The organism is [Clostridium] cellulosi (assembly GCF_036762875.1).
Lineage (GTDB): Bacteria > Bacillota > Clostridia > Oscillospirales > Ethanoligenentaceae > Ruminiclostridium_D > Ruminiclostridium_D cellulosi.
In genome coordinates, this window is record NZ_JBAIZF010000020.1 from 57,333 (window position 1) to 81,065 (window position 23,733).

Genomic DNA, 23,733 nt, shown 5'->3' on the forward strand with positions numbered 1-23,733 from the left:
AGCTAATATTGGAGGCATTAAATGGAAAGCGGCAATTTATTAGATAGTATTAATTCACCCAATGACATAAAAAAATTTAATATAAATCAGCTTGAGGCTCTTTGTGCTGAGATTCGTGAAAAATTGATAAGTACCGTTTCCAAAAACGGCGGTCATTTAGCGTCAAATCTTGGCGTAGTAGAGTTGACCGTCGCTATTCATTATGTATTTGATTCCCCAAATGACCAGATTGTTTGGGACGTAGGTCACCAATGCTATGTGCATAAACTCCTGACTGGAAGACGGGAACAATTTGACACCATTCGCAAGTTCGGCGGTATTTCAGGTTTTACGAAACCTCCCGAAAGCAAACATGATCCATTTGGCGCGGGCCATAGCAGCACATCTATTTCTGCCGCTGCGGGGCTTGCAAAGGCTAAAAAATTGAAGAACGAACCGGGTTCTGTTGTGGCCGTTATTGGCGATGGCGCTCTTTCCGGTGGGCTTGCATTTGAGGGTATTAATAACGCCGGTCGAAGCCATGATAAGCTTATTATCATACTGAACGATAATAAGATGTTTATTTCCCGCAATGTTGGAGCAATGGCAAGACATTTGGCGCTAATTAGGACAAAACCATGGTACTTTAAGGTTAAGGATAATGTCGAATTTATATTGCAACATACACCACTCATTGGATCTCCAATAAGAAATGCGCTTGTCAAATCAAAGTCAATAATCAAAAATGCACTTTACCACAGCACAATATTCGAAGAAATGGGTTTGTTATATTTAGGTCCTGTTGACGGTCACAATCTTGCCCAGATAATTAGAGTTCTTCAACGTGCCAAATCTTTAAATAAACCCGTACTAATTCATACATTAACAGTCAAAGGAAAAGGCTATCAATTCGCCGAAAGTAATCCGGGATTATACCACGGAGTTTCGAAATTTGATGTTGATACAGGCGACCCGATAGGTCCCCCGCACAGCGAGACATACTCAGAAATTTTTGGTGAATCTCTGTGCCTATATGCCGGAGCCGACAAGAGGATTTGTGCAATTACAGCAGCAATGAAAGACGGTACAGGGCTTACCGAATTTTCAGAAAAGTATAAAGACCGATTTTTTGATGTCGGGATAGCGGAAGAGCATGCTGTTGTTTTTGCGGCGGGACTTGCACGCAACGGGATGAAGCCTGTTTTTGCTGTTTACTCGACTTTTTTGCAGCGTTCTTATGACCAGATTTTACATGACGCTGCCCTTCAAAAACTAAATGTTGTTTTGGCTGTTGACCGTGCAGGCATTGTCGGGGAAGATGGCGAAACCCATCAGGGCATTTTTGATGTTGCAATGTTAAGCAATATACCCGGCATTATCATTTACAGTCCTTCTACAAAATCTGAGCTTCAGAATTTTCTTTATTCTGCTTTATATGAATGTGAAGGTCCTGTCGTTGTAAGATATCCACGAGGGACTCCGGAGATCGAACCTGATGGGTTTCATGCTGATTTTGGAAATTACAACTTATTCACATTAAGTAAAAATGCCAATATATTAATAGTAACATATGGTAGATTATTCTTCCATGCGGCTCGGGCAATGGAAGATTTAGAAAAAGATAATATTCATACTTCTGTGCTGAAGCTAAACCGTATAGTTCCTATTGATCCAACCTGTTTTGAATTTGTTAATAATTACGACAGGATTATTTTTTTCGAAGAAGGAATCAAGAGAGGCGGAATAGCCGAACATTTTGGTATCGAACTTTATGAACATGGATTTAACGGCAAATATAGTATCCATGCAATTGACAATAAATTTGTAAAGCAAGGACCAGTAGACAAATTGCTGTCGCTTTTAGGACTTGACACAGAAGGCATGGTAAAGGCAGTAATTCAGGAGTGTAAAAATTGAGTCAAAAACAGCGTTTAGATACATTATTGCTAAGAAAGGGCCTTGAAACCAGCCGTGAGCGTGCAAAAGCACTTATTATGTCTGGTGTGGTTTTCGTAAATGGACAGCGAGTGGATAAAGCAGGTGAAGAGGTAGACGTTGATGCTGAAATCGAGATACACGGCGGTCTTAAGTATGTAAGCAGGGGAGGGCTTAAACTCGAAAAGGCCCTAAAATCTTTTGATCTTGACCTTAATGATAAAGTATGTATGGATGTTGGAGCCTCAACAGGTGGATTTACCGATTGTATGCTCCAAAATGGCGCAAAGAAAGTTTATTCGGTCGATGTGGGATATGGGCAGCTTGCATGGAAATTAAGAACCGACAGCCGCGTTGTAAACCTCGAGCGTACAAATATCCGCTATCTGACGGCAGATAAGCTCAATGATACTATCGACTTTTTTACAATTGATGTTTCATTCATCTCTTTAACACTTGTGCTTCCAGTCGTTAAAGGCTTTTTATCTGAAAATGCAAGCGGAGTTTGTCTAATTAAACCGCAGTTTGAAGCAGGCAAAGGTAAAGTCGGGAAAAAAGGAGTCGTTAGAGAACCGAGTATACACAAGGAAGTAATAGAGAAAATATGTAATTTTGCTTCTTCTATTGATTTCAGCATTGAGGGACTCGATTTTTCTCCGATTAAAGGGCCGGAAGGTAATATTGAATATTTATTGTACTTAAAAACCGCTTCCCCTGACAGCAAAAAGACTATTACAATAGATATTATCTCTGATTTGGTTGATATTTCTCATAATAAGCTTGACGGTGGTGCTTGACTTTTGAAGATCGCAGTCATTGCAAATCACGAAAAAGATAAAAACTTCAAATACACAGGACTAATATGCGCCCGCCTAACGGAACTTGGAGCAGAAGTGATGGTAACTCCTCAAGCTTCAGAGTTTATTAAAAATGCATCTATTTTTGTCCATAGTAGAGAAGAAATAATAAATAAGGCTGATATTGTCCTGGCGCTTGGCGGCGATGGCACTATTCTGCACGCAGCAAAAGAGGCTGCATTGTCAGGTGTACCTGTCCTGGGCGTAAACATCGGCCATCTGGGTTTTATGGCTGGCTTAGAGGTTGATGAACTTGAAGAGCTCAAACGGCTGTTAAATGATGATTTCATCACAGATGACAGAATGATGCTTGAAATTACGTTTGAAAACAGACCGGGAGTTAAATATTATGCCCTCAATGATGTTGTGATTTCAAAAGGTGCGCTTTCAAGAATTATTGACATAAGTATTTCTTGCAATGGTCGACCGGTTAGTGGATACAGGGCTGACGGTGTTATTGTATCCACTCCAACTGGATCTACCGCATATTCATTATCGGCGGGAGGACCGATAATAGATCCTGTATTGGAATGTATTGAAGTAACGCCGATATGTCCGCATTCATTGCTGTCTCGTACAGTACTATTTACACCACAGACAGTAATTGGCCTGCAGGTAAAAAAGCTTGTTGACAAGGACGCATATCTTACAATTGATGGCCATGACTCTGTAAAATTAGAAGAATATGAAAAAGTAAATATATCAAAAGCTAAACAAAAAGCAAAACTCATACGGCTTAAAGATATTTCATTTTACGAGGTTCTGAATAATAAATTTACGGAAAGAGGTGTTTGATTTTGAAGCAGAGCAGGCATGACCGTATACTTGAAATAATCGCAGAAAATGAAGTCGGAACTCAGGAAGAACTCCTTGCCTTATTAAAGAAAAGCGGTTTTAACGTCACTCAAGCAACAGTATCCAGAGACATAAGGGAATTACGTCTTGTGAAAACGCTTTCAAGTAAAGGTGAATATATCTATACTGCTGCAAAATCAGACCAAAACAATTTATCATCAAAATTAGATACGCTGTTTTCGGAATCGGTAATAAAAGTAGATTATGTTTTTAATCAGATTATTATTAAATGCTATGCTGGACTTGCAAATGCTGTCTGCGCGGCAATTGACTCGCAGCATTTTGATGGTTTGGTTGGAACGATTGCCGGTGACGATACAATATTGCTTATCATGAGGGGCGAGCCACAGGCTCACAACTTATATAATATGTTTCAAAAGAAGCTTTTGAGATCTTAGCAATTGATTATTGAAACGCATGAATGGGGGGTGCTCAAATGCTTTCTCGCCTGCACATAGAAAATATAGCCGTCATAAAAAACGCTGACCTTGATTTAACAAAAGGTTTTAATGTGCTTACTGGCGAAACTGGGGCAGGAAAATCCATTCTAATTGACTCAATTAACCTCGTATTGGGTGAGCGAGTTTCAAAAGATATAATAAGAAGCGATTCAAAAACAGCACATGTCAGCGCGTTGTTTACCGATGTATCTGAAAAAGCTTTGCAGACACTTAAAGAATTAGGTTACGATTGCGATGATGATATTTTAATTCAGCGTGATATTTCCGTCGACGGCAAAGGTTCGTGCAGAATATCAGGACGCCCCGCGACTGTTTCAATGGTCAGAGAAATTGGTAGGATCCTTGTAAATATACATGGACAGCATGATAATCAGACTTTGCTTTCACCTGAAAAGCATATCACATATCTCGACAGTTTTGCGTCAGTTGGCGATTTGCTTGAAGAATATAAGCAAGCATATAGTCAGATGAAGCAAATTAAAGCTGAGCTGTCAAAGATACAGACCAATGATGCGCTGAAAGAAAGACGGATTGACCTTCTGAAGTATCAAATTGAAGAAATTGAATCGGCAAACCTCAAAAAAGACGAAGAGGAAGAACTGAAAGCACGAAAGCTGAGAATTGTCAATGCAGAAAAAATAGCATCGTCCGTAGGCGGTGCTTATGAGGCGTTATGCGGTTCCGATGACAAACCTGGCGCCCAGGAACTCCTTTCAGAAGCTGACAGTGAACTTGACAACATAGTAGATGTTTTGCCGGAAATTAAGGAACTTTCTCAGCGTATCAAGAACCTTACATACGAACTTGAGGACTGTACTGCGGAACTACGGGATTTTGTTTCTCAAGAAGAATATGACCCGCAGGAAATCGAATATATTGAAGAACGACTTGATACAATATATAGACTGAAAAGAAAATACGGCAACAGCATTGAAGAGATATTTGAGTTTCTTGAGAAAGCAAAATCAGAACTTGAGAGTATCGAAACAGCAGATGAACGGGCAGAAATCCTCACGAAAGAGTTAACTCAGGCCGAAAAAAAGGTATATTCTTTAGCTGAGAAGTTGTCAGAAAGGCGAAAAGCCGCTGCCCGTGAATTGTCTGAAAGGATAATTAAAGAACTCAATTTTTTGGACATGCCGCAGGTCAAATTCTCAGTTAGAATTGACCGTTTAAAGGAGCCGTCACAAAATGGGCTTGACGATGTGGAATTTTTAATTTCTTCAAATCCCGGCTCACCGGCACGGCCATTATCAAAAATTGCTTCTGGCGGTGAAATATCGCGTGTAATGTTGGCAATTAAAGCTGTACTTGCAAACAGCGATGGCATAGATACGCTAATCTTTGATGAAATTGATACTGGTGTCAGCGGACATGCAGCACAAAAAATTGGAAACAAGTTAAAACAACTTTCACAAGATTGTCAGGTTATCTGTGTCACGCATCTTGCGCAAATTGCAGCACAGGCCGACAGGCATATATTAATAGAAAAACAAGTAACAGACAATAATACTTATACCCATTTGAAAACACTTGATTATGACGGGAGAAAGCAGGAATTAGCAAGAATTATAGGCACGAAAGTGACTGAAAAAACGCTTCAGACAGCCGATGAAATGTTAAGTATTTCAGGTATAAGTAAAGTGCCATAATTCTATGCAATAAATAGATTATCTGGAGGTAACTATTGTAATGACGCTTTTTGAGGAACTAAAAGCACGAGGCCTTATCGCACAGATGACCGATGAGGAAAAAATCAAGCATTTATTGGATAATGAGAAAATAACATTTTATACTGGATATGATCCTACTGCTGACAGCCTTCATGTAGGACACTTTTTGCAACTTATTGTTATGGCTCATTTACAGCGTGCAGGGCACAGACCCATTGCAATATTAGGCGGCGGAACGGCCATGGTAGGCGACCCAACAGGCCGTACCGAAATGAGAAAAATGATGACAAAAGAAACAATTGATCATAATCTTGAGTGCTTTAAGAAGCAGATGTCGCGGTTTATAGACTTTTCAGATGGAAAAGCACTTATGTTAAACAATGCCGACTGGCTGCTCAAAGAAAAATATGTGGACTTTTTGCGTGAAATAGGCATACATTTTTCAGTTAATAGAATGCTGACATTCGAATGCTTTAAGACCCGTATGGAGCGTGGACTATCTTTTCTCGAATTTAACTACATGCTCATGCAGAGTTATGATTTTTATAGATTACATGAAGATTATGGTTGCATTTTGGAATTGGGCGGAGACGACCAATGGGCAAACATAATCGGCGGAATAGAACTTATTAGAAAAAAGACTGGAAAAGACGCTTATGGTATGACTTTTACATTACTTACGACCAGTGATGGCAAAAAAATGGGGAAAACAAGCGGCGGCGCTGTATGGCTTGATCCGAATAAAACCTCACCATATGATTTCTTCCAGTACTGGCGCAATGTTGAAGACAGCAATGTAATCAAACTGCTTAAGATGCTCACTTTCTTGCCGCTTGATGAAATAAAGAAATATGAAAAACTCGAAGGCAGCGAACTGAATAAGGCAAAAGAGGTCCTTGCTTTTGAAGTTACTAAGCTTGTTCATGGTGAAGAGGAAGCGCAAAAGGCACTTGATACAACGCGGGCCTTGTTTGGATCGGGCGGTGTTGCAGCTAATATGCCAACCACATATCTGACTGAATCAGATTTTACTGATGGCAAAATCACTATTATTGATCTTCTTACCAAATCAAAACTTGCTCCATCACGCGGAGAAGCGAGAAGATTGATAACGCAAGGCGGCATCACTGTAAACGATAAAAAAGTTGAATCAATAAACGAAGATTATACTATTTCTGATTTTAACGATAATTTTATAATTCGAAAAGGAAAGAAAGTATATCACAAGTTTAACTTAACTAAATAATACAATCGCAATAAAGGACAGAGCTTTAAGCTCTGTCCTTTAATTTTTCTCTGCTTTCTATCGGCTCACCATAATCAAAAGTTTTATAAAAACCGAAAGAAGTATAGTTTTTAGATTTTAACATTTCATTGCATTTGTCATAGACGTTTAATACTTCTTTTCTTGCGTTTTCAAATAAATCAGGTATTGAATATGTAAATATATCATCAGGATAATTAATATTAAACCATTCTTTGTGTTTGAGATTGAGAGTATCGCGTGTTATATGATCTTTTTTAATAAAACTGCTCAATAATTCGGATTTTTTTACAAGCGTCATGGCACTTTGAATCAATGCTTGTTTTGCCTTGCTGTCATAATCGGATCTTTGCAATAAGTATGCAAGCCGGTTAACGGATAAACATATTGAAAACCCGCTTTTTATTTCTCTTTCATTTACTGTTTTATCAAAAAGTTTTTTAATTAAAAATACGTATAGGTTAGCAATAGGTTCAACAAAGTTGCCGTTAGGCTCATAATAATCGCTTAATTCAAAATCGTTTATACTTCGACCCATATGCTTCAGCATAAGACTACCGATTTCATTTTCAATTAGAATATGATGCGATTTTAAAATTTGTTCGTCAATTTCATATATCAAATAATAAACATATGGATGAATAGTTGAATCGAGTATGTAATGACAAATGAAGCCATAAAAGTAACTAAGCAGTTGTGGATAGCATTCTTCTGACTGTGATTCAATAAGATATTCAGAAATAGCAGAAAACAACAATTCGGGATCAACACGATGTAATGCAGAACCACATCTCGCAGTTTTGCCTGTATCGCGATAAAACTTTGAATAAAAAAGAAAATCCGGACCCTGCAAGCCCCAATTAAATTCTTGAGGATATGCGTCAATTTTATATTTAATTTTATTATCTACTTTCTCTTTAATATATTCACCAAAAAGGTAATGTGTCGTAAAATCCGGCATATTTTCCTCTAAATCCTCCTTCTTATAGATATAATAGCACACCATTGACTCTAATTAAACATAAATTTGTAAATAATTGTCCATACACATAAAATACTGCAGGCTTCAGATACTAACATAAAAATAACGTAATTATTATAATAGGAGATAACAATGTATTTTCAAAAGTTTATATTTGAACCGTCCGCTCTAAAAACAGAATATGGACGTGCTTTTTTTAACTCTCTTTCATCAAAAGGACTTAATCCCCAAATAGGAAAAATAAAAGCAAGAACGGAATGCGGATATGAGCAATTCAGGGAAGGGAAGAGGACACTAATAATAGGTTCCCGCAATCTATCTCGTTTTGAAACATGCAAACCCTCCGCTAATTATCAATTGCCAATACTCACAGGCTGTCCTGGAATGTGCGAATATTGTTATCTAATAACGAGAATGGGCGAAAAACCATATGTAAAAATCAACATCAACATTGATAATATTTTAACAATTATACAAAATTATATTAATCCAAATTCAATAACATCATTTGAATTATCAGCTTCATCTGATCCTTTGCCGTTTGAGGAGCCTACGGGCATTGTCTCAAAAATGATTGAAAATTTTGCAGATATGCCAAATGGAAAACTACGCATATGTACAAAGTTTGAACCAGAAACATCAATACTTAACGCGAGGCACAATGGGCACACAGATTTTCGTTTTAGCTTAAATACAGAAAATGCGATAAAAGAATTTGAACACGCGACACCGAGCCTCGAAAGAAGAATTATAGCAGCACAAAAAACAATTGATGCCGGTTATAATGTTGGAATAATGTTAGCACCAGTTTTTTTGAATGATTCCTGGCAAAACGATTATAAACTACTTTTAGATAAAATAAAAGATAAATTAGGCGATAATATAAGAACATTTGAAGTTGTGACTCATCGTTATACCAGCAGAGCAAAAGGCGTTATTACAAATATCTTTCCGGAAACAAAGCTTGATATGGAGGATTCCAAAAGAAAATTTAAAATGGGGCAATTCGGATATGGTAAGTATGTTTATGAAAAAGACAAAATAAATGAAGCAAGAGAATTTTTTAAAAGCGAAATTGAGAGAAGATTTAAAAGCGCTGAATTATTATATGTCGTTTAAGCGCTCCTTATGATTGCTTAATTCTTCCCAATTATACAAAATAGATATTTTGTATAATTGGGAAGATAAAATTTCAATTATCCCTATTTCTGCTCAATTAAAGGTATTATGGAGCCTATATCGTGCAATTCTGACTTTTCATCAAGAATAATAATTGAAACATTATGTTCTTTTAAAAAATCCTGAATACGATTATATTCAGGATGCTTTTTTATATTCCCGCAGAACGCTAAAATGTTTTCGCTAAGTTTTCCGCAGCAGCCTCCTATAAAACCATAATTATAACCGTTCAGCTTTATAAACCCTTCTTTTATAAGCAGCACATCTATCCCAACATTCATGGCCGCTTTGGCTATACTTTTATCCGCTGTAATTATTGCATTCTCACTTACTACGCAGACAGAACATTTTGCATATCCTTGTTTTATATCTATAATTTTTATATTCTCATTATTATAATAATCTAAATTATAATAATCTAATAATTCTGTTGCCGTATTACCCATTTTGCAAAAAATATAATTACCAATTCTGGCTGCATTTAAAGCTATATCCTCAGGATATTCTTTCGCAAGTTTTTTACTTATTGGTATTAACTCAAAGCCTAACTCTTTTAAACGCTCATAAACGTCCCGATTGCTGTCTGAATTATAGTAAACAATTTTGTTATTACCAACATGGTGAAAAAGCATATCCGGATGTGCCGATACCTGTGGCTGAATATCTGGGCATGGATTTACCGTAATTGGCTCAATTCCAAACCTTTTTAAGTCGTCTAAGACCGCTTGGCCTGCATCGGCTGATATTAAAACCGCTTTAACTTTACTTTTTGGCAAATTTGGACTGTTTACGAATTTCAAACAAGCTGTCTCTCCTATTCATGACGCAAGGCGTCTACAGGTTTTAGATTTGCCGCCTTATAAGCTGGGTATACACCAAATACTACACCCGTTAATAACGCAAATATTATTGAATAAATAATCGAAGATGCTTTTAAACAAAACTTTAGATTTATTGCCTTTGAAATGATAAGTGAGATTGTTGAACCAAGCAAAACCCCAATGACTGCTCCGATTATCGAGATTGATAATGCTTCAAACAAAAATTCGAACAATATATAGATTTTTTTCGCTCCGATTGCTTTCTTAATTCCAATCTCTTTGGTTCTTTCATTTATAGAAAATAATAAAACTGTCATAATGCCAAGGCCTGCAACGATAATCGAGATTCCTCCGAATGCGGATACAACAAGCGTCAAAATACTGAGAATATTAGACATATGCTCTTTTTGTTTTAGCATATTAGAAAATGTATATGTGTTGCCGCCATGAAAATTGGATAATGCAGTCACAATACTATTTCCCGTATTTTCTATGTCCTCGTTGTCGGTTCCTTTTATCATTATTTGGTCATAACCATCTCTGAGGCGCAAATCTTCTGCCGTCGTATAAGGCAAATAGACAAAAGTAGGCATATATTCCCCTACAAAATTATACAGCAAACTGCTGCCGGACTCAACAATACCGCATATCTTAAATGTTTCATATTCATTGCCTAAAAAGAGAGATACTTCTTTTCCTGTAATATTCGGTCTTTTATAAATTTCTCTCGCAAAAGTGTCATCGATAAGACAGACTTTCGCATGTGATTCTACTTGAGACTTAGAAAACATTTTCCCGTATGATATTTTGAGAGAAATCATATCTTCTGCACTGCTGTCAACGCCCCATAACAATGCGTTTTTCTGCTGTCCTCTGAGAACTGCATTGCCAGCCTGCATAATAAGCGGCATTGCATTCTTTACGCCTTTTATTTTCTTGCAAATTTTTAAGTCTTCGTCGGATAGCATTGCGTTAGTATCATACATATTTTCTTTTTGCTGCGAAATATTTATTCCGTTGATTCCAAGATTGTCAAGCTGAGCTGTTACAGAATTTTTTGCGCTATTTCCGATTGCGCTTATTATTATCACCGACGCTACGCCAATGACAATGCCGCTGATTGTAATTATACTTCTGAATTTTTTGCGTCCAAGATTACGCCACGCACAGATAAAAAACTCATGCACCGGCCGTCCCCCCTGCCCTTTTCAGCTTATTCTAACAAGATCACCGTTTTTTAAATTATCAGGAGAATCATCAATAACAATTTCGCCAGATTTAATACCATTAATTATCTCTATTCCACTATCGTCTTCACTGCCTGTTTTCACTATCCTCTTTTCCGCTGTTCCATTTTTAAAAATAAAGACATACTCATTGCCGCTATCATCCTGTCTTAAAGCTGAATATGGCACTTTTACAACATTGCTTTTTTCAGAGGTTTTGATCGCCAAGTCTACCGAGGCTCCAGGCATCAAATTGCAATTTTTCTTGTTTATAGAAACAATTATGCCAACCATGTTTTTCGTACTATTATCAGTTGTCACTTTTTCTACCACAGGGTATATTTGCTTTACCGTACCGTAATATGTTTCTGTAAACCCTGAGCCTGTTATTATAGCAGTTTGCCCCACTTTTACATTTTTAATATTATTTTCATCAACCATTGCCTTAATTTGAAGGCTGTTAAGGTCGGAAATCGTAGCAACTACTGTACCGGCCGGTATTATACCTCCGGCTCCGTCTGCAATACTTGTAATTACTCCTGATATAGGTGCTTTTATACATTCTTCAATTGTTTTTATTACATTCTCTTTTTCTTCGTTGTTTATGAAACTATTGCTGACAGTATCAGTTTCATAACTTTCTGAATTATTTTTAATTTTATCAGTCAAACTATTGTATGTGTCATTTGTAATTATGCCAGAATTCAGTGCTTGCTGAAGTGCATTTAAAGCATCGCTGCTTGACATCTGCGCATTAGTTTCAGGCTTTGAAAATGTTACACTATTTGTGGCATTTGCTTCCTTAGTTACAGTCTCATCGATATCAAAAAGTATACTCCCCTTCTCTACCCTGTCTCCTATATTAAAAAGGTTTTGATTGATTTTAACTTGGTATGGCAGCGCAATCTCCCTTTTAACAAGAGCTTCTACAGTTCCAGAACAATTAACTGTAGAAATTACGCTTGTATTCATGATTTTTATTGCCTTTACCGATTTATATGAATTTTTTATACCTATAGGTATAAAAATTGAGCCAACAATTAACAGCGCTGTAACAGCAAATAAGCATATATACTTTTTCAATAATATCACCTCTTAGAACTTTACTCCTGAACAGTATTATTTTAACTAAACAGTTTAATATTATTAGGGCTATATGAAAATTAATCCAAGAATATTTACTATTTTATATGATACAATATTTGTAACTACACTATATAACGCAGTGGAGGGGTTTAATTGAGTTTTGTGCATTGCTCCTGCGACTGCAAATATCAAAAAGACGGATATTGCAATCTTGAAAAAGCTTCAGAAATTACAAATGTCAGAAAAAAAGACGGATGTCTATTCTATGTTTCCTCATCTGAACGGAAAAACGAAGGTTATTCTATGAAATATTAATGTTAAATATGGGGCTGTATCAGATCGCATATAAATTCTGCGTCGGATACAGGCCTTTGTTTTATAAAATTTTGAAAGTAGATACAATATTATTAAAAAAATAAGCCTTATGCCGATCTAATATCGGCATAAGGCTACGTAATATCTATGTTATTATGCCAAGTGATGAACAACATCATTCTGCTGAAATTGCTTCATAAGCTTGCCTGACGGTCTTAACTGGAATAATCTCTAAGCCAAAGTCTTTTTGTTTTAATGTCCTCATATTCTGATATGGAATAACAACTCGTTCAAAGCCTAATCTCGCAATTTCAGAAATTCTGATGTCAGCCCTGTTTACAGCACGCAGTTCACCTGCAAGTCCAACTTCTCCAAAAGCTGCTGTTTTTGAATCGATCGGCTTATCTTTTAAACTTGAAATTAGCGAAATCGAAACAGCTAAATCAGCGGCAGGTTCATCAAGTTTAAGCCCGCCAACTACGTTTATATAAGCGTCCAAATTTGAAAAATAGTACCCTGCCCTTTTTTCAAGAACAGCAAGAAGCACTGCCATTCTGTTATAATCAAACCCTGCTGACATTCTACGCGGCGTACCAAATCCGGTTTTTGACACGAGAGCCTGCACTTCCGCCAAGACTGGACGTGAACCTTCCATAATGCAAGCCACGCAAGTTCCCGATACATTTACAGGTCTGCCCGACAAAAGCAGCATTGATGGATTATCAACTTCCCGCAAGCCATCGTCGGCCATTTCAAACACGCCAATCTCATTAGTTGAGCCAAACCTATTTTTTGCAGCCCTTAATATGCGGAAAGGCATGTTTCTTTCGCCCTCAAAATAAAGTACAGTATCAACTATATGTTCCAGCACCTTTGGGCCGGCAACAGCGCCCTCTTTATTTACATGACCCACAATAAACAGCGCAGTCTTGCTTGCCTTGATAACTGACATTAGCTCCTGTGTGCATTCTCGTACCTGACTTACGCTTCCCGGCGAAGATGATAATTCATCTTTATACATCGTTTGAATAGAGTCAACAATAGCAATATCAGGAGACTGGTCAACTATTGTATTTGACACAATATCTATGTCAGTTTCAGCAAGCAGCAAAAGATTCGGATTTGTAACACCCAGCCTTTCTGCACGCAGTTTTATTTGCCTTACAGACTCCTCGCCGGTTATGTATAATATTTTTTTATCTTCGCCAATAGAACGGCATACCTGAAGCAGTAATGTAGACTTTCCTATTCCGGGGTCACCGCTTAACAGTATCAATGAGCCTTCTACAATTCCTCCACCGAGCACCCTGTCAAGTTCTTTTATCCCCGATGTTATACGCTTTTCAGTTTCATAAGATAATGAATTCAGTGTTATAGGCCGTCCAACCGCTGCTTTTCGTTCAATATTTTTGACTGAAACGCGCTCTGGCTGAACAATTTCTTCAGTCATGGAATTCCATTCACCGCATTCAGGGCATTTTCCGGCCCATTTGGGAGACTGAAACCCACATTGTGAGCATACAAACATTGTTTTAGCTTTATTTGCCACTATTACACTTCCGTTTCTGGCTAAGAACAATAATCTAATGTTCCGCAATAAATTGCAAAAGCCATTTTATATTGATATTCACTACTGTTTAATTTTTTTGCTTCATCCGGATTTGATAAGAAACCGCATTCTACCATAACTGCCGGTATTTTTGCGTGATATAGAATATATAAATCCTTTCCTGCCGGCTTGATTACCCTTTCATTTTCGGGCTGAAGCAACTCTTTTACATTCGACTGTATAAGTGAAGCAAGTATCTTGCTGTCTTCATTGTTTTTTGAATAAAATACCTGCGTTCCTGAATACTTTGATTCAGTATACATATTCTGATGGATACTTAAAAATATAGCATCCGGGTATTTCTCAAGCAATTTGGAACGGTTATGTATGTCTGAAACCTTTTTTTCCCTGATTGTTTTGCTGTCCTTATCATGTATAGAACGGTCATCTTCCCTGGTCATCACTACATTAAAACCGGATGCTTCAAAGAGGGTCCGCAGTTTAAGGGATATCGAAAGATTAATATCCTTTTCGACAATATCGTTATATCCTACTGCTCCCCCATCAACCCCTCCATGGCCTGGATCAATTATTATAGTATTCTTTTGCTTTTCTATATTGTTGGCTGCAAATACATTCTTTACTTGGTCAATGGAAATAACTCCTGCTGCTATCAAACAAACTCCAACAAATGCAACAATCAATCCAATTCTAAGTTTTAACATTGCTGCGGGCGTTTTGATAATGCGGATTTTCAAAAGACCACCCCTCGAAAACATTATGCGAAAGGTGGCCAAAGTATAACGAGTTATGTTTACATATTTTTCTTAGACTGAGACTTGGGAGCCGGTTTATTCTTTTTATAAATCAGTTTTGGAAGTATCGCAAAATGATACCATCCGCTGATATATCCTAATCCTGAAAAAAGCGGTATTATGAGTAAAACAGCGAAACAAGCAATGGGGATTTTCATATATCCGTCCCCGAGAATAATAAATTGAATATTTACAATATGATATATGACATTAACAACATTGCTAAAGATATTATTTAAATCCGCTGTGGCTAACACCAAAATAGTTAAAATTACATTAGGTATGATTGATAATAAACCTGCAACAAAACCTTTGGCCATGAACTTTTTCATATGTCCATATTTTACTCTGTTAGGGTCTCTGTTGCCTTCTCTCCACGCAGAGCTGTAAATAGCCCCTTCTGTTATCAACATAGCAATGGCCGCTAAGAATATTCTTCCGCCCGTAGTAGCAACAAGTCCGCCCTCTGTTGCCTCATTTTCAAAATATGAAACTGAATTCGACGATGAAGATGTCGGTGCTGAGGAAGATTTCGAAGACGGTGTTGCACCAAGGGGAGCCAATGAAATAATTATAAAAAATGATAAAATAAAACCAACTACAAATGACCCTAATATTGAAAGCGAAAGCTTAAATGTTGTTTTTTTTAACATCATTCCACCTCAAACTTAGTCGTCTTTCAAATAATTATAGTACAAACCCTTTCAATTGACAATGAAACTTTCAAACTTTAGCACATAGTAATAGTAAAAATAATTTTTAAAACATATTCTTTAACGATATAAAAGTTTTTAGGGGGCCAATATGAGCAAACTTAATAATATTGCATTTTATGTACTTGTTTTTACGCTTATATCGGCAACAATACTTCTGTTTTCCCGAACACTCTCACTTTATATAACTTCAATGACCAAATCGCCTGTCCCAAAGAACCATTATTCAATATTAATTGACTTGGAAGAAAAGAAGCTATATTTATTAAACAACGGAAAGCTTTATAAAAAGTACCCTTGTGCCGTTGGAGCTCCGTCTACCCCTTCCCCAATCGGAAGTTTCAAGATTAATAGAAAAGAAAAATGGGGTGAAGGTTTTGGCGGTTATTGGATGGGCATTAATTGTAGCTGGGGAAATTACGGCATACACGGTACAACAATGCCGTCGACAATAGGCAGCGAAGCGTCCCACGGATGTTTTCGGATGTATAATAAAGACGTTGAAGAGTTATATAACCTTGTTCCGATAGGAACGGTTGTTTCTGTTACCGGAGGATGTTATGGCGCCTTTGGAAAGGGATTTAGAGTAATAACCCCGTATATGTATGGACGCGACGTTCAGGTGGTCCAGCAGCGTTTAAAAAAGTTAGGGTATTATGACAGTTATTGTGATGGCATATATGAATCTGAATACTTTAAACGCGCGGTTCATAGATTTCAGCGCGACCATGGGCTGCCAATATCCGACAACATCGATATGAAAACTCTAAACGCTTTAGGGTTCATAATGATGGATTAAAATGCTATCCCTTCAATTTCAAGCAAGCGCTGCTTTAAACTTATAAGATTACTTTTACCGCAAAATCCTCCTATCATCCCGTCAGAGCGGATAACTCTATGACATGGTACTATAATCGGTATTGGATTTCTTGAAACAGCTCCGCCAACAGCACGCGCTCCTTTTACCCCTGCCATAGATGTCAGTTGACCATAAGTAACAGTGGTGCCATACGGCACTGTTTTTAGAGCGTTATATATTTTCTGCTGAAAAAGTGTAGCATAAATTTTAATTGGAACAGTAAATTTTTTAAGTTTGCCGGCAAGATAACTTCTTATTTCTCTTTCACATGCCTCGCACAAATTATTTGAACCACAGAGCTCATAGTTTTTAATATTCTGTTTCAGCCATAAGTCAGAATTGCCAATTCCAAATGAAAGATTTATAATATAATTGTCAGTACATATGACTTGAAAATCAGTTATATCTGTTTTAAACGTTTTCATATAAAGTTTCATAACAATTTCTCCTTAAATAAGGGGTTAGAAAAATAAATGGATATACGTTTATATAATGCATCGTGCAAAACAGTTAAAGATTTCCTCGTGTATATGGAAACAATAAGAGGAAAATCACCAAGAACTGTTAACGAATATGCATTGGATCTAAGAACCTTTTTTCGCTTCATAAAACGAAAACGCGGTCTTGTTGATAGTAAAGTAGACTTTGAAGATATAACTGTAGACGATGTAGATGTTGAGACTATTGCTTCCGTTACACTTGGAGATATCTATGAGTATCTGATATATATACAAAATGAGCGTCATAACAACGCTTCGACAAGGGCGCGGAAGGTTTCAAGCCTTAAAACATTTTACAAATACGCCTGTGATAAGGTTGGAATTGTAAAAGAAAATCCGACAATTAATCTTGAAACGCCGAAAAAGAAAAAATCACTGCCCAAGTACCTTTCGCTTGAAGAGAGTCTAAAGGTCCTCGAAGGTATTGATGGCGAATACAAAGAAAGAAATTACTGCATAATCACTTTATTTTTGAACTGCGCTTTGCGGTTGTCTGAACTTGTAGGGATAAATTTTGGAGATATACATAAGGATTATATAAAGGTTACTGGAAAAGGAAATAAGGAGCGAAATATTTACCTTAATAAAGCTTGCATTGATGCTATTAACAGATATAAAAAAGTAAGACCTTATAATAACGTAAAAGATAAAGATGCATTTTTTATCAGCAGACTTGGCAAAAGGATTAGTCCGAAAACTGTTCAGTGGATCGTTTATCGGTTTCTTGATCAAGCTGGGCTCAGTGGAAAAGGTTATTCTGTACATAAGCTGCGCCATACTGCAGCAACTCTTATGTACCAGCAAGGCGGCGTTGATATCCGTGTCCTTAAAGAAATTCTCGGCCATGAAAGCCTGTCTACAACGGAAATATATACTCACCTGTCAAGCACTCAGGCAAAACACGCCGTGGAAAGTTCTCCCCTTGCCAATGTAAAATTCAATAAAGAGAAAGATAAGACTGAATAACAAAAATTCCATGTGTGTTTACACATGGAATTTTTTATTATCTTTCGCGGCCTCTATCTTTAAAGATGATATCTTCATCATCTTCATTATCTGAATCCTCATCCTTTGGCATCATGTATTTATCAATTACATGCCATGAATTAAATACGATTATAAAACCAAATGTACTCAGTATAAGAAACGGGATCAGGAACAACGTCAACGGACTAAATAAATAAACGACTAATGCCAACAAACCGCAAAAGAATGTTATGACAATGTTGTAACCTAAACCTGCAAAAGCAAAAATAAAAGCATTTTTTAAAATTTGCCTAATGTTAAGATAAAATGTTATGAGCATTGGGAAAATGTAATACTGCATAAAAACAAATATTACAGTAAACAGGATACTTAAAACAAAGGGAATAGAAAATATATTGTTTGTTGATATCTGTTGATAGTAGAAATTAAGTGAAAAGCTTATGATAAAGAATGCAACGAAATCAATCGTACCGATTATCAAGGACTGTTTCCAGTTCTTTTTCATCGTGTCAATGAAATCAGCCCAAATAAATACAGGCATTTCACGCGCAAAGTTACGCAGTACATAAGTAAAACCAGAGGTGACAACTGCAATACCTATAAATGGTATCATTGAAATATAATATAAAACTGGATTAGGGAAATACGTGTTTACCAAAATGAACGGGATAAAAAAAGGTATGCATAAAACGAAGTAAAGCATATTTACTTCGATAAGTTTCCAAAATTTCCTGAAGTAAAGTTCAAAAAACAGAAAGAAGCTTTTCTTCTTTGGCTCATCCTTGCTGACGCCCCGTCCAGGTTTAGCATAGTTTCCGAAACCTAAAAAACCCATTTACTACTCCTACTTTATTTAAATTTCTTTAATTATTATATCATAAAATCATGCTCTTGGGTGACATTTATTATAAACTTCTCTGAAATGGTTGCTTACAATCTGTGTATACACTTGTGTTGAAGAAATATCGGCATGACCGAGCATTTCTTTAATTGACTTCAAATCAGCTCCATTTTCAAGCAAATGAGCGGCAAACGAGTGCCTCAAGGTGTGAGGCGTTATCGTTTTATTTATCCCCGCTTGTTTCGCATATTGCTTTATTATTTTCCAAAAACCTTGTCTGGACAATCTTCCGCCGTTATGATTGACAAAAAGTGCGCGATTGCCGTCTAATTGATATTCATTGCCCAATAAAACGAGGTAATTCATTACTGCATCAATCGCGTCTTTATATACGGGAATTATTCTACTTTTATATTCGCCTCGGCAATAAAGTATGCCCAATTCAAGGTTTATATCACTTATATTAAGCGAAACCAACTCTGACACTCTTATACCCGTAGCATATAAGAGCTCAAGCATAGCTTTGTCACGACAGCCTTTAAAATCCTCGCATGAAGGTTGGCTGAGCAGTAAATCAACCTCTTCACTTGTTAGTATTTCCGGTAAACGTTTCTTTTCATGTGAAAGCATTAGCCCTAACGCGGGATTTTGATGTGCTTCTCCTATCGCAATAAGATACTTATAAAAGCACCTTACGGATGCAGCACAGCGTACTATCGTCGACTCCGATTTTCCTTTCTTTTGCAATAATTCAATAAAGTCTAAAACATCAGAAGTGGAAATATCGGAGAGATTTTTCTTTTTAATATTTATAACATAATCTAAATATTGCGATATATCACGTTTATAAGCGTCAATCGTATTGGCTGACGCTGATTTTGTAGTCTCTAAATAGACAATAAATCCTGTTAAATAATCGACCACTTAATTTCATTTCCCTTCTGTTTCCATAAGAATGCTCTTTAAATGAAATCAAATCCGCGCAAAAGAAGTAAAGCTGCAGTCTATATTAAGAAAGAAATATTTTAGAAAAAAGTATTATGGATAAAGCTTGAATTATTGAGGCAATGGCAGCTAATACAAAACATATCGCATATTTAAAACAATATGTCCGAAACATAATAGTGAGGTTCTTTTGCACCCCACGCAAAACCACATGTGATATCTGCTTTGAAAATTTGAAACCTTCCCTGCTTGCAACAATTATTGCAAGCACTGTAATTAATGCCTGAGGTAGAATAAACAGCAAACATATAAGAAGGCCCTTTGCTCCAAATCTTATATATATAGAAGCCATTGATGCGCCAGTAAATGTTCCATACAGAATCGGTATTACAAATTCAAAGGGAAATCCGACAGCACAGAGACCTAACAAGTAAGATATACATATAAGCGCGGCAGAAGGAAAAAATGAACAAACAGCAAGAGACAAAAATCCTTTTGACGCGGCTTCTGATGAAACTAAATCCTGCATAAAAAAACCGGTACCTTCAAGTGCCGACTTTGTTACACCGGCCGAATTGATGTATATAGAACCCGTTAAAATACCGGCTAATACAAGAACCATAAACAGCAAATACTGCCTAAGCAGAGCTCGTTTTACATTTTTAGAAAGCTGCGTATTTTGTCTTGAATGTTCTTTAATCCGTGTTCTATTACGTTCCAAGGGCTTGACCTCCTTTTGCATATCTTTTTGAAATTTATATGCAAAAGGAGTTTTTCTTATAACCTAAGGGTTTTGTCTATTTGCCGAGTTCCTCCGCCCGTTTAGTACAGCGCTGCATTGCATCAATTATCGCGCCCTCGAAATCATGCTCATAAAGGGCTTCAAGAGCCTTCAGAGTTGTGCCACCCGGCGAAGAGACCATTTTAATTAGCTCATCCGGCGAATAACCGGAAGACATTATCATCTTAGCTGAGCCTTCAAGTGTTTTTGCAATAAGACCTTTTGCAGTATCGTAATCAATTCCCTGCTTGACAGCGCCGTCGATTACTGCCTTTGCAAAAAGGTAAACATAAGCAGGGCTGCTGCTATTGACCGAGATAACAGCATTCATTTTATCTTCCGGCAGAATATCAACACTGCCGCCCGCTTCAAATATCCTCTTTACTTTATCAAATTGCTGATCCGTTACAGGCGCTACATGGCAAAGCGCCGTCGCACCACATCCGAGAAGCAGCGGAGTGTTCGGCATTGCGCGTACGACAAGGCTGTCCTTGCCCAATTTGGATTTTATAAATTTTGTAGATATTCCTGCGGCAATACTGACTATTATTTTGCCATCGGTGTATCCGCGGAGAGCATCAAGGACTTCATCATAATTCTGCGGTTTTACAGACAGAAAAATAATATCGCTGTTTTTTGCAGCAGCTTCATAGGTGTCATATACATTAATTCCACGTTTGGCAAATTTTTTGCATTTTTCACGGCTTATATCAATTACTCCGATATCTGATGCTTCACAAACCTTTTTGGAAAGTATGCCTTCAATTATCGCACCAGCCATATTTCCAGCGCCAATGAAACATATTTTATCAGCCACACTATCACCTGCCAAATAAGATAAAAAACGCGGATACTCAAAAAATATGATAATACTTTTTGCTTTTCTAATCAATAAATGGAGGCATATTTATCTAAAATTGTGACAAATTCACAAACATTACGACATAATTAAAGTTAATATGACAAAACTACGATGTTAATTATCAGCAAGAGCAGCTTTTATCATAAGGGCACATTCGAGCCTTTTCTTTTCCAATTCGCAGGAAATCTCCAAAGGCATCAACATATCTCCGTTATAAAGCTGGTTATTGGCATTGCAGCCACCGGAACAGAAAAACCTTGCCCAACATTCAGAACATTTTTTCTTTGTAAAAATGTTCGTCTTAGAGAATGTTGTCTTTAAATCGTTGTCAAAGCTGCCGTTTTGATCCAGTACATTGCCCATCTTGAAACCTTTTTGGCCAACAAACTGGTGACAAGGATAGATATCACCGTCAGGCGTTACAGCAATATATTCATTGCCGCAACCACAGCCCTTAAGCAGTTTAAGAATACACGGGCCTTCGTTTAAATCAATCATAAAGTGGAAGAAGTTAAAGCCCTTCCCTTTCTTTCTGCGTTCAAGATACGCTATTGCAAGCTTTTCATACTCTTTGAAGATCTGCGGCAAATCTTCTTTTTTTATGGCATAAGGTGAATTTTCATCACAAACAACAGGTTCTACAGAAATCTGGTCAAACCCCTCGTCTGCGAGATGAAGGACGTCCGAAGCGAAATCGAGGTTCTGATGGGTAAATGTGCCGCGCACATAATATTCTCCCCCGTTTCTGCGTTCGACGAGTTTTTTATACTTGCCGATTATCTCGTCGTAACTGCCCCTTCCGTCTGCATGAGGGCGCATTTTATCATTAACTTCACGACGCCCGTCGATCGACAGTACGACGTTCTTCATTTCGCGGTTTATGAAATCAATTTTCTCGTCGTCAAGCAATACGCCGTTTGTTGTTATCGTAAATCTAAAATGCTTATTATACTCTTTCTCTAACTTTCTGCCGTATTCGACTAATCGCTTTACAACGTCAAAATTCATTAACGGCTCTCCGCCAAAGAAATCAACCTCAAGATTATGCCTTGATCCAGAATTCTTTACAATAAAATCAAGGGCTGCTTTTCCGACCTCAAACGGCATAAGTTTTCTTCCGCCGCCAAAGTCACCGGTTGACGCAAAGCAATATTTGCAACGAAGGTTGCAGTCATGCGCAACATTTAAGCACATTGATTTTATCGGAGCTTTGGAAGTATCACCTGCGAATTGCTTAATGTCGTCTTTTGAGCAGAATACCCCATCTTTATGTAATTCATAAAGCTCAGACCATGCTTCTTTAAGTTCACTTTCAGTATAAGTATTTGAAAGTTTATCAAAGGCTTCTTTGGGAAGCTCATTTGTCATATTCTCATCGGCAAAAGCAGACAATTCATAAGAAATATCGTCTAAGACATGAACAACGCCTGTGCATACATCCAGCACAATATTATATCCATTAAGGGAAAATCTATGTAGCATAAAGTTGCTCCTTTATATTATCCACGACAGTATTTTTAAGCGTAAAAATTCAGGGACGCTTAACGTCCCTGAATTATGAATTAATTTGAAGAGTTACTTTTCGCATTTCTGATTAGCTACCGTACAAGAAGTCTTGCAGGCTGATTGGCACGAAGCCTGACATTCTCCGCATCCGCCTTTAGCGGCAGTGGCTTTGAGATTCCTATTGTTAATTGTTTTAATGTGTTTCATGTTTAAGCCTCCGATAAATGCTTTTACATCAATAATCTGTATTAATTGATGGCAATATTATAACACAAGCAATATTGATTTTCAATTTATTGAGTCATAATTTTTGACTTCTACGACTGTTTACGCCGACAACACCGCCGATTCCACCGGAAACCAGGGATACGACCGCTTTTATTAATGCGGATACTTTCGCACCATTACCCTGAACTGCAGCGCCTGCGAGCATCATAATTAAAAATAATACTAACCCTATCAAAGCGCCGACAATGAGCCCTGATTTTCCGAACATTTTTGCACTGACAAATCCGCCAACAATGCTTCCAATAGAAACTGAAATAGCAGATAAGGTCGGAACCACGCCTTCAGGAATATCGCGTACAGTCATTATGAAAGAAAATATCAGGAGTAAGATTATACTCGTAATTATTCCTACAATAAGACCGGTAAGAAAATTTGCTGCAGCACGCGATATGTTTTTTCGGCTATTTGCCGCGGTTGTATCGGCTCTCAATTAAATCCCCTCTTAATCTTAAAC

The 23,733-nt window shown here is 37.3% G+C and carries 26 protein-coding genes; 11 read left to right on the forward strand and 15 right to left on the reverse strand.

What is annotated here, in order from left to right:
* Window positions 1-21 precede the first annotated feature (21 nt).
* Genes dxs through tyrS form a run of 6 tightly spaced genes read left to right on the forward strand, consistent with a single transcriptional unit; the run spans window position 22 to window position 7,006 of the window.
* Window positions 22-1,896 carry a 1-deoxy-D-xylulose-5-phosphate synthase gene (gene dxs / locus V6C21_RS06050; protein ID WP_479268571.1) on the forward strand — a complete coding sequence of 625 codons (1,875 nt, stop codon included), beginning with the start codon at window positions 22-24 and terminating at the stop codon, window positions 1,894-1,896.
* A complete protein-coding gene (locus tag V6C21_RS06055) occupies window positions 1,893-2,711 on the forward strand; it encodes a TlyA family RNA methyltransferase (RefSeq protein WP_479268572.1) in 819 nt (272 codons plus the stop codon). The genes dxs and V6C21_RS06055 overlap by 4 nt, the downstream gene beginning before the upstream one ends.
* 3 nt (window positions 2,712-2,714) lie before the next feature.
* Entirely contained in the window at window positions 2,715-3,566 is an 852-nt protein-coding gene (locus V6C21_RS06060; protein ID WP_479268573.1) for an NAD(+)/NADH kinase, read from the forward strand.
* A gap of 2 nt (window positions 3,567-3,568) precedes the next feature.
* Window positions 3,569-4,024: an arginine repressor gene (gene argR / locus V6C21_RS06065; RefSeq protein ID WP_034835777.1), complete on the forward strand. Its 456-nt coding sequence runs from the start codon at window positions 3,569-3,571 to the stop codon at window positions 4,022-4,024.
* 38 nt (window positions 4,025-4,062) lie between these two features.
* Window positions 4,063-5,739 (forward strand): DNA repair protein RecN, encoded by a 1,677-nt coding sequence (gene recN / locus V6C21_RS06070; RefSeq protein WP_034835781.1) that lies wholly within the window; start codon window positions 4,063-4,065, stop codon window positions 5,737-5,739.
* A 40-nt stretch (window positions 5,740-5,779) separates the two neighbouring features.
* Entirely contained in the window at window positions 5,780-7,006 is a 1,227-nt protein-coding gene (gene tyrS, locus V6C21_RS06075; protein ID WP_479268574.1) for a tyrosine--tRNA ligase, read from the forward strand.
* A gap of 25 nt (window positions 7,007-7,031) precedes the next feature.
* On the opposite strand, the gene V6C21_RS06080 is transcribed toward tyrS, so the two are convergent.
* The gene (locus V6C21_RS06080; RefSeq protein ID WP_479268575.1) at window positions 7,032-7,985 is read right to left on the reverse strand and encodes a zinc dependent phospholipase C family protein; all 954 of its coding nucleotides are present in this window, start codon (window positions 7,983-7,985) and stop codon (window positions 7,032-7,034) included.
* A 153-nt stretch (window positions 7,986-8,138) separates the two neighbouring features.
* On the opposite strand from V6C21_RS06080, the gene V6C21_RS06085 reads away from it, so the two are divergent.
* Window positions 8,139-9,125, forward strand: a complete 987-nt coding sequence (locus V6C21_RS06085; RefSeq protein ID WP_479268576.1) for a spore photoproduct lyase family protein — start codon at window positions 8,139-8,141, stop codon at window positions 9,123-9,125.
* Window positions 9,126-9,208: 83 nt separating this feature from the next.
* On the opposite strand, the gene V6C21_RS06090 is transcribed toward V6C21_RS06085, so the two are convergent.
* From V6C21_RS06090 to V6C21_RS06100, 3 genes are read right to left on the reverse strand one after another with little or no spacing between them, the layout of a single operon-like run.
* Entirely contained in the window at window positions 9,209-9,985 is a 777-nt protein-coding gene (locus tag V6C21_RS06090) for a DUF6873 family GME fold protein (RefSeq protein WP_034835790.1), read from the reverse strand.
* A gap of 14 nt (window positions 9,986-9,999) precedes the next feature.
* Window positions 10,000-11,193 carry an ABC transporter permease gene (locus tag V6C21_RS06095; protein ID WP_034835792.1) on the reverse strand — a complete coding sequence of 398 codons (1,194 nt, stop codon included), beginning with the start codon at window positions 11,191-11,193 and terminating at the stop codon, window positions 10,000-10,002.
* Window positions 11,194-11,214: 21 nt separating this feature from the next.
* On the reverse strand, window positions 11,215-12,315 hold the full coding sequence (locus tag V6C21_RS06100; RefSeq protein WP_479268577.1) for an efflux RND transporter periplasmic adaptor subunit: 1,101 nt from the start codon (window positions 12,313-12,315) through the stop codon (window positions 11,215-11,217).
* Between the two features lie 156 nt (window positions 12,316-12,471).
* Between V6C21_RS06100 and V6C21_RS06105 the strand changes: the two genes are divergently transcribed.
* Window positions 12,472-12,633, forward strand: a complete 162-nt coding sequence (locus V6C21_RS06105) for a hypothetical protein (RefSeq protein WP_479268578.1) — start codon at window positions 12,472-12,474, stop codon at window positions 12,631-12,633.
* Between the two features lie 175 nt (window positions 12,634-12,808).
* Here the strand turns inward: V6C21_RS06105 and radA are convergent, their stop codons facing one another.
* The 3 genes from radA to V6C21_RS06120 form a co-directional block, all read right to left on the reverse strand.
* Window positions 12,809-14,182 carry a DNA repair protein RadA gene (gene radA, locus V6C21_RS06110; protein ID WP_034835798.1) on the reverse strand — a complete coding sequence of 458 codons (1,374 nt, stop codon included), beginning with the start codon at window positions 14,180-14,182 and terminating at the stop codon, window positions 12,809-12,811.
* A gap of 20 nt (window positions 14,183-14,202) precedes the next feature.
* The gene (cwlD, locus tag V6C21_RS06115; protein WP_051492246.1) at window positions 14,203-14,907 is read right to left on the reverse strand and encodes an N-acetylmuramoyl-L-alanine amidase CwlD; all 705 of its coding nucleotides are present in this window, start codon (window positions 14,905-14,907) and stop codon (window positions 14,203-14,205) included.
* Between the two features lie 89 nt (window positions 14,908-14,996).
* Window positions 14,997-15,410, reverse strand: a complete 414-nt coding sequence (locus tag V6C21_RS06120; protein ID WP_479268579.1) for a hypothetical protein — start codon at window positions 15,408-15,410, stop codon at window positions 14,997-14,999.
* A 4-nt stretch (window positions 15,411-15,414) separates the two neighbouring features.
* Between V6C21_RS06120 and V6C21_RS06125 the strand changes: the two genes are divergently transcribed.
* Entirely contained in the window at window positions 15,415-15,669 is a 255-nt protein-coding gene (locus V6C21_RS06125) for a hypothetical protein (protein ID WP_479268580.1), read from the forward strand.
* Between the two features lie 132 nt (window positions 15,670-15,801).
* Window positions 15,802-16,509 (forward strand): L,D-transpeptidase family protein, encoded by a 708-nt coding sequence (locus V6C21_RS06130; RefSeq protein WP_034835803.1) that lies wholly within the window; start codon window positions 15,802-15,804, stop codon window positions 16,507-16,509.
* On the opposite strand, the gene V6C21_RS06135 is transcribed toward V6C21_RS06130, so the two are convergent.
* Entirely contained in the window at window positions 16,506-17,006 is a 501-nt protein-coding gene (locus V6C21_RS06135) for a methylated-DNA--[protein]-cysteine S-methyltransferase (RefSeq protein ID WP_034835806.1), read from the reverse strand. The two genes, V6C21_RS06130 and V6C21_RS06135, sit on opposite strands and share 4 nt — an antisense overlap.
* 36 nt (window positions 17,007-17,042) lie before the next feature.
* Between V6C21_RS06135 and V6C21_RS06140 the strand changes: the two genes are divergently transcribed.
* Window positions 17,043-18,035, forward strand: coding sequence for a tyrosine recombinase XerC (locus V6C21_RS06140; protein WP_034835808.1), 993 nt, complete (start codon window positions 17,043-17,045; stop codon window positions 18,033-18,035).
* A gap of 37 nt (window positions 18,036-18,072) precedes the next feature.
* Here V6C21_RS06140 and V6C21_RS06145 read toward each other — a convergent pair whose 3' ends face one another.
* From V6C21_RS06145 to V6C21_RS06175, 7 genes are all read right to left on the reverse strand, one after another.
* Window positions 18,073-18,891: a DUF624 domain-containing protein gene (locus V6C21_RS06145; RefSeq protein WP_051492228.1), complete on the reverse strand. Its 819-nt coding sequence runs from the start codon at window positions 18,889-18,891 to the stop codon at window positions 18,073-18,075.
* Window positions 18,892-18,939: 48 nt separating this feature from the next.
* Complete coding sequence (gene xerA, locus V6C21_RS06150; protein WP_479268581.1) at window positions 18,940-19,821, reverse strand: site-specific tyrosine recombinase/integron integrase; 882 nt, start codon at window positions 19,819-19,821, stop codon at window positions 18,940-18,942.
* A gap of 85 nt (window positions 19,822-19,906) precedes the next feature.
* Window positions 19,907-20,563: a stage II sporulation protein M gene (locus V6C21_RS06155; protein ID WP_034835814.1), complete on the reverse strand. Its 657-nt coding sequence runs from the start codon at window positions 20,561-20,563 to the stop codon at window positions 19,907-19,909.
* Between the two features lie 76 nt (window positions 20,564-20,639).
* Window positions 20,640-21,440, reverse strand: coding sequence for a pyrroline-5-carboxylate reductase (gene proC, locus V6C21_RS06160; protein ID WP_479268582.1), 801 nt, complete (start codon window positions 21,438-21,440; stop codon window positions 20,640-20,642).
* Between the two features lie 159 nt (window positions 21,441-21,599).
* On the reverse strand, window positions 21,600-22,967 hold the full coding sequence (gene scfB / locus V6C21_RS06165) for a thioether cross-link-forming SCIFF peptide maturase (protein WP_045085489.1): 1,368 nt from the start codon (window positions 22,965-22,967) through the stop codon (window positions 21,600-21,602).
* A gap of 93 nt (window positions 22,968-23,060) precedes the next feature.
* Complete coding sequence (scfA, locus tag V6C21_RS06170; protein ID WP_084228740.1) at window positions 23,061-23,198, reverse strand: six-cysteine ranthipeptide SCIFF; 138 nt, start codon at window positions 23,196-23,198, stop codon at window positions 23,061-23,063.
* Between the two features lie 94 nt (window positions 23,199-23,292).
* A complete protein-coding gene (locus tag V6C21_RS06175; RefSeq protein WP_034835824.1) occupies window positions 23,293-23,709 on the reverse strand; it encodes a TIGR04086 family membrane protein in 417 nt (138 codons plus the stop codon).
* Window positions 23,710-23,733: the final 24 nt, after the last annotated feature.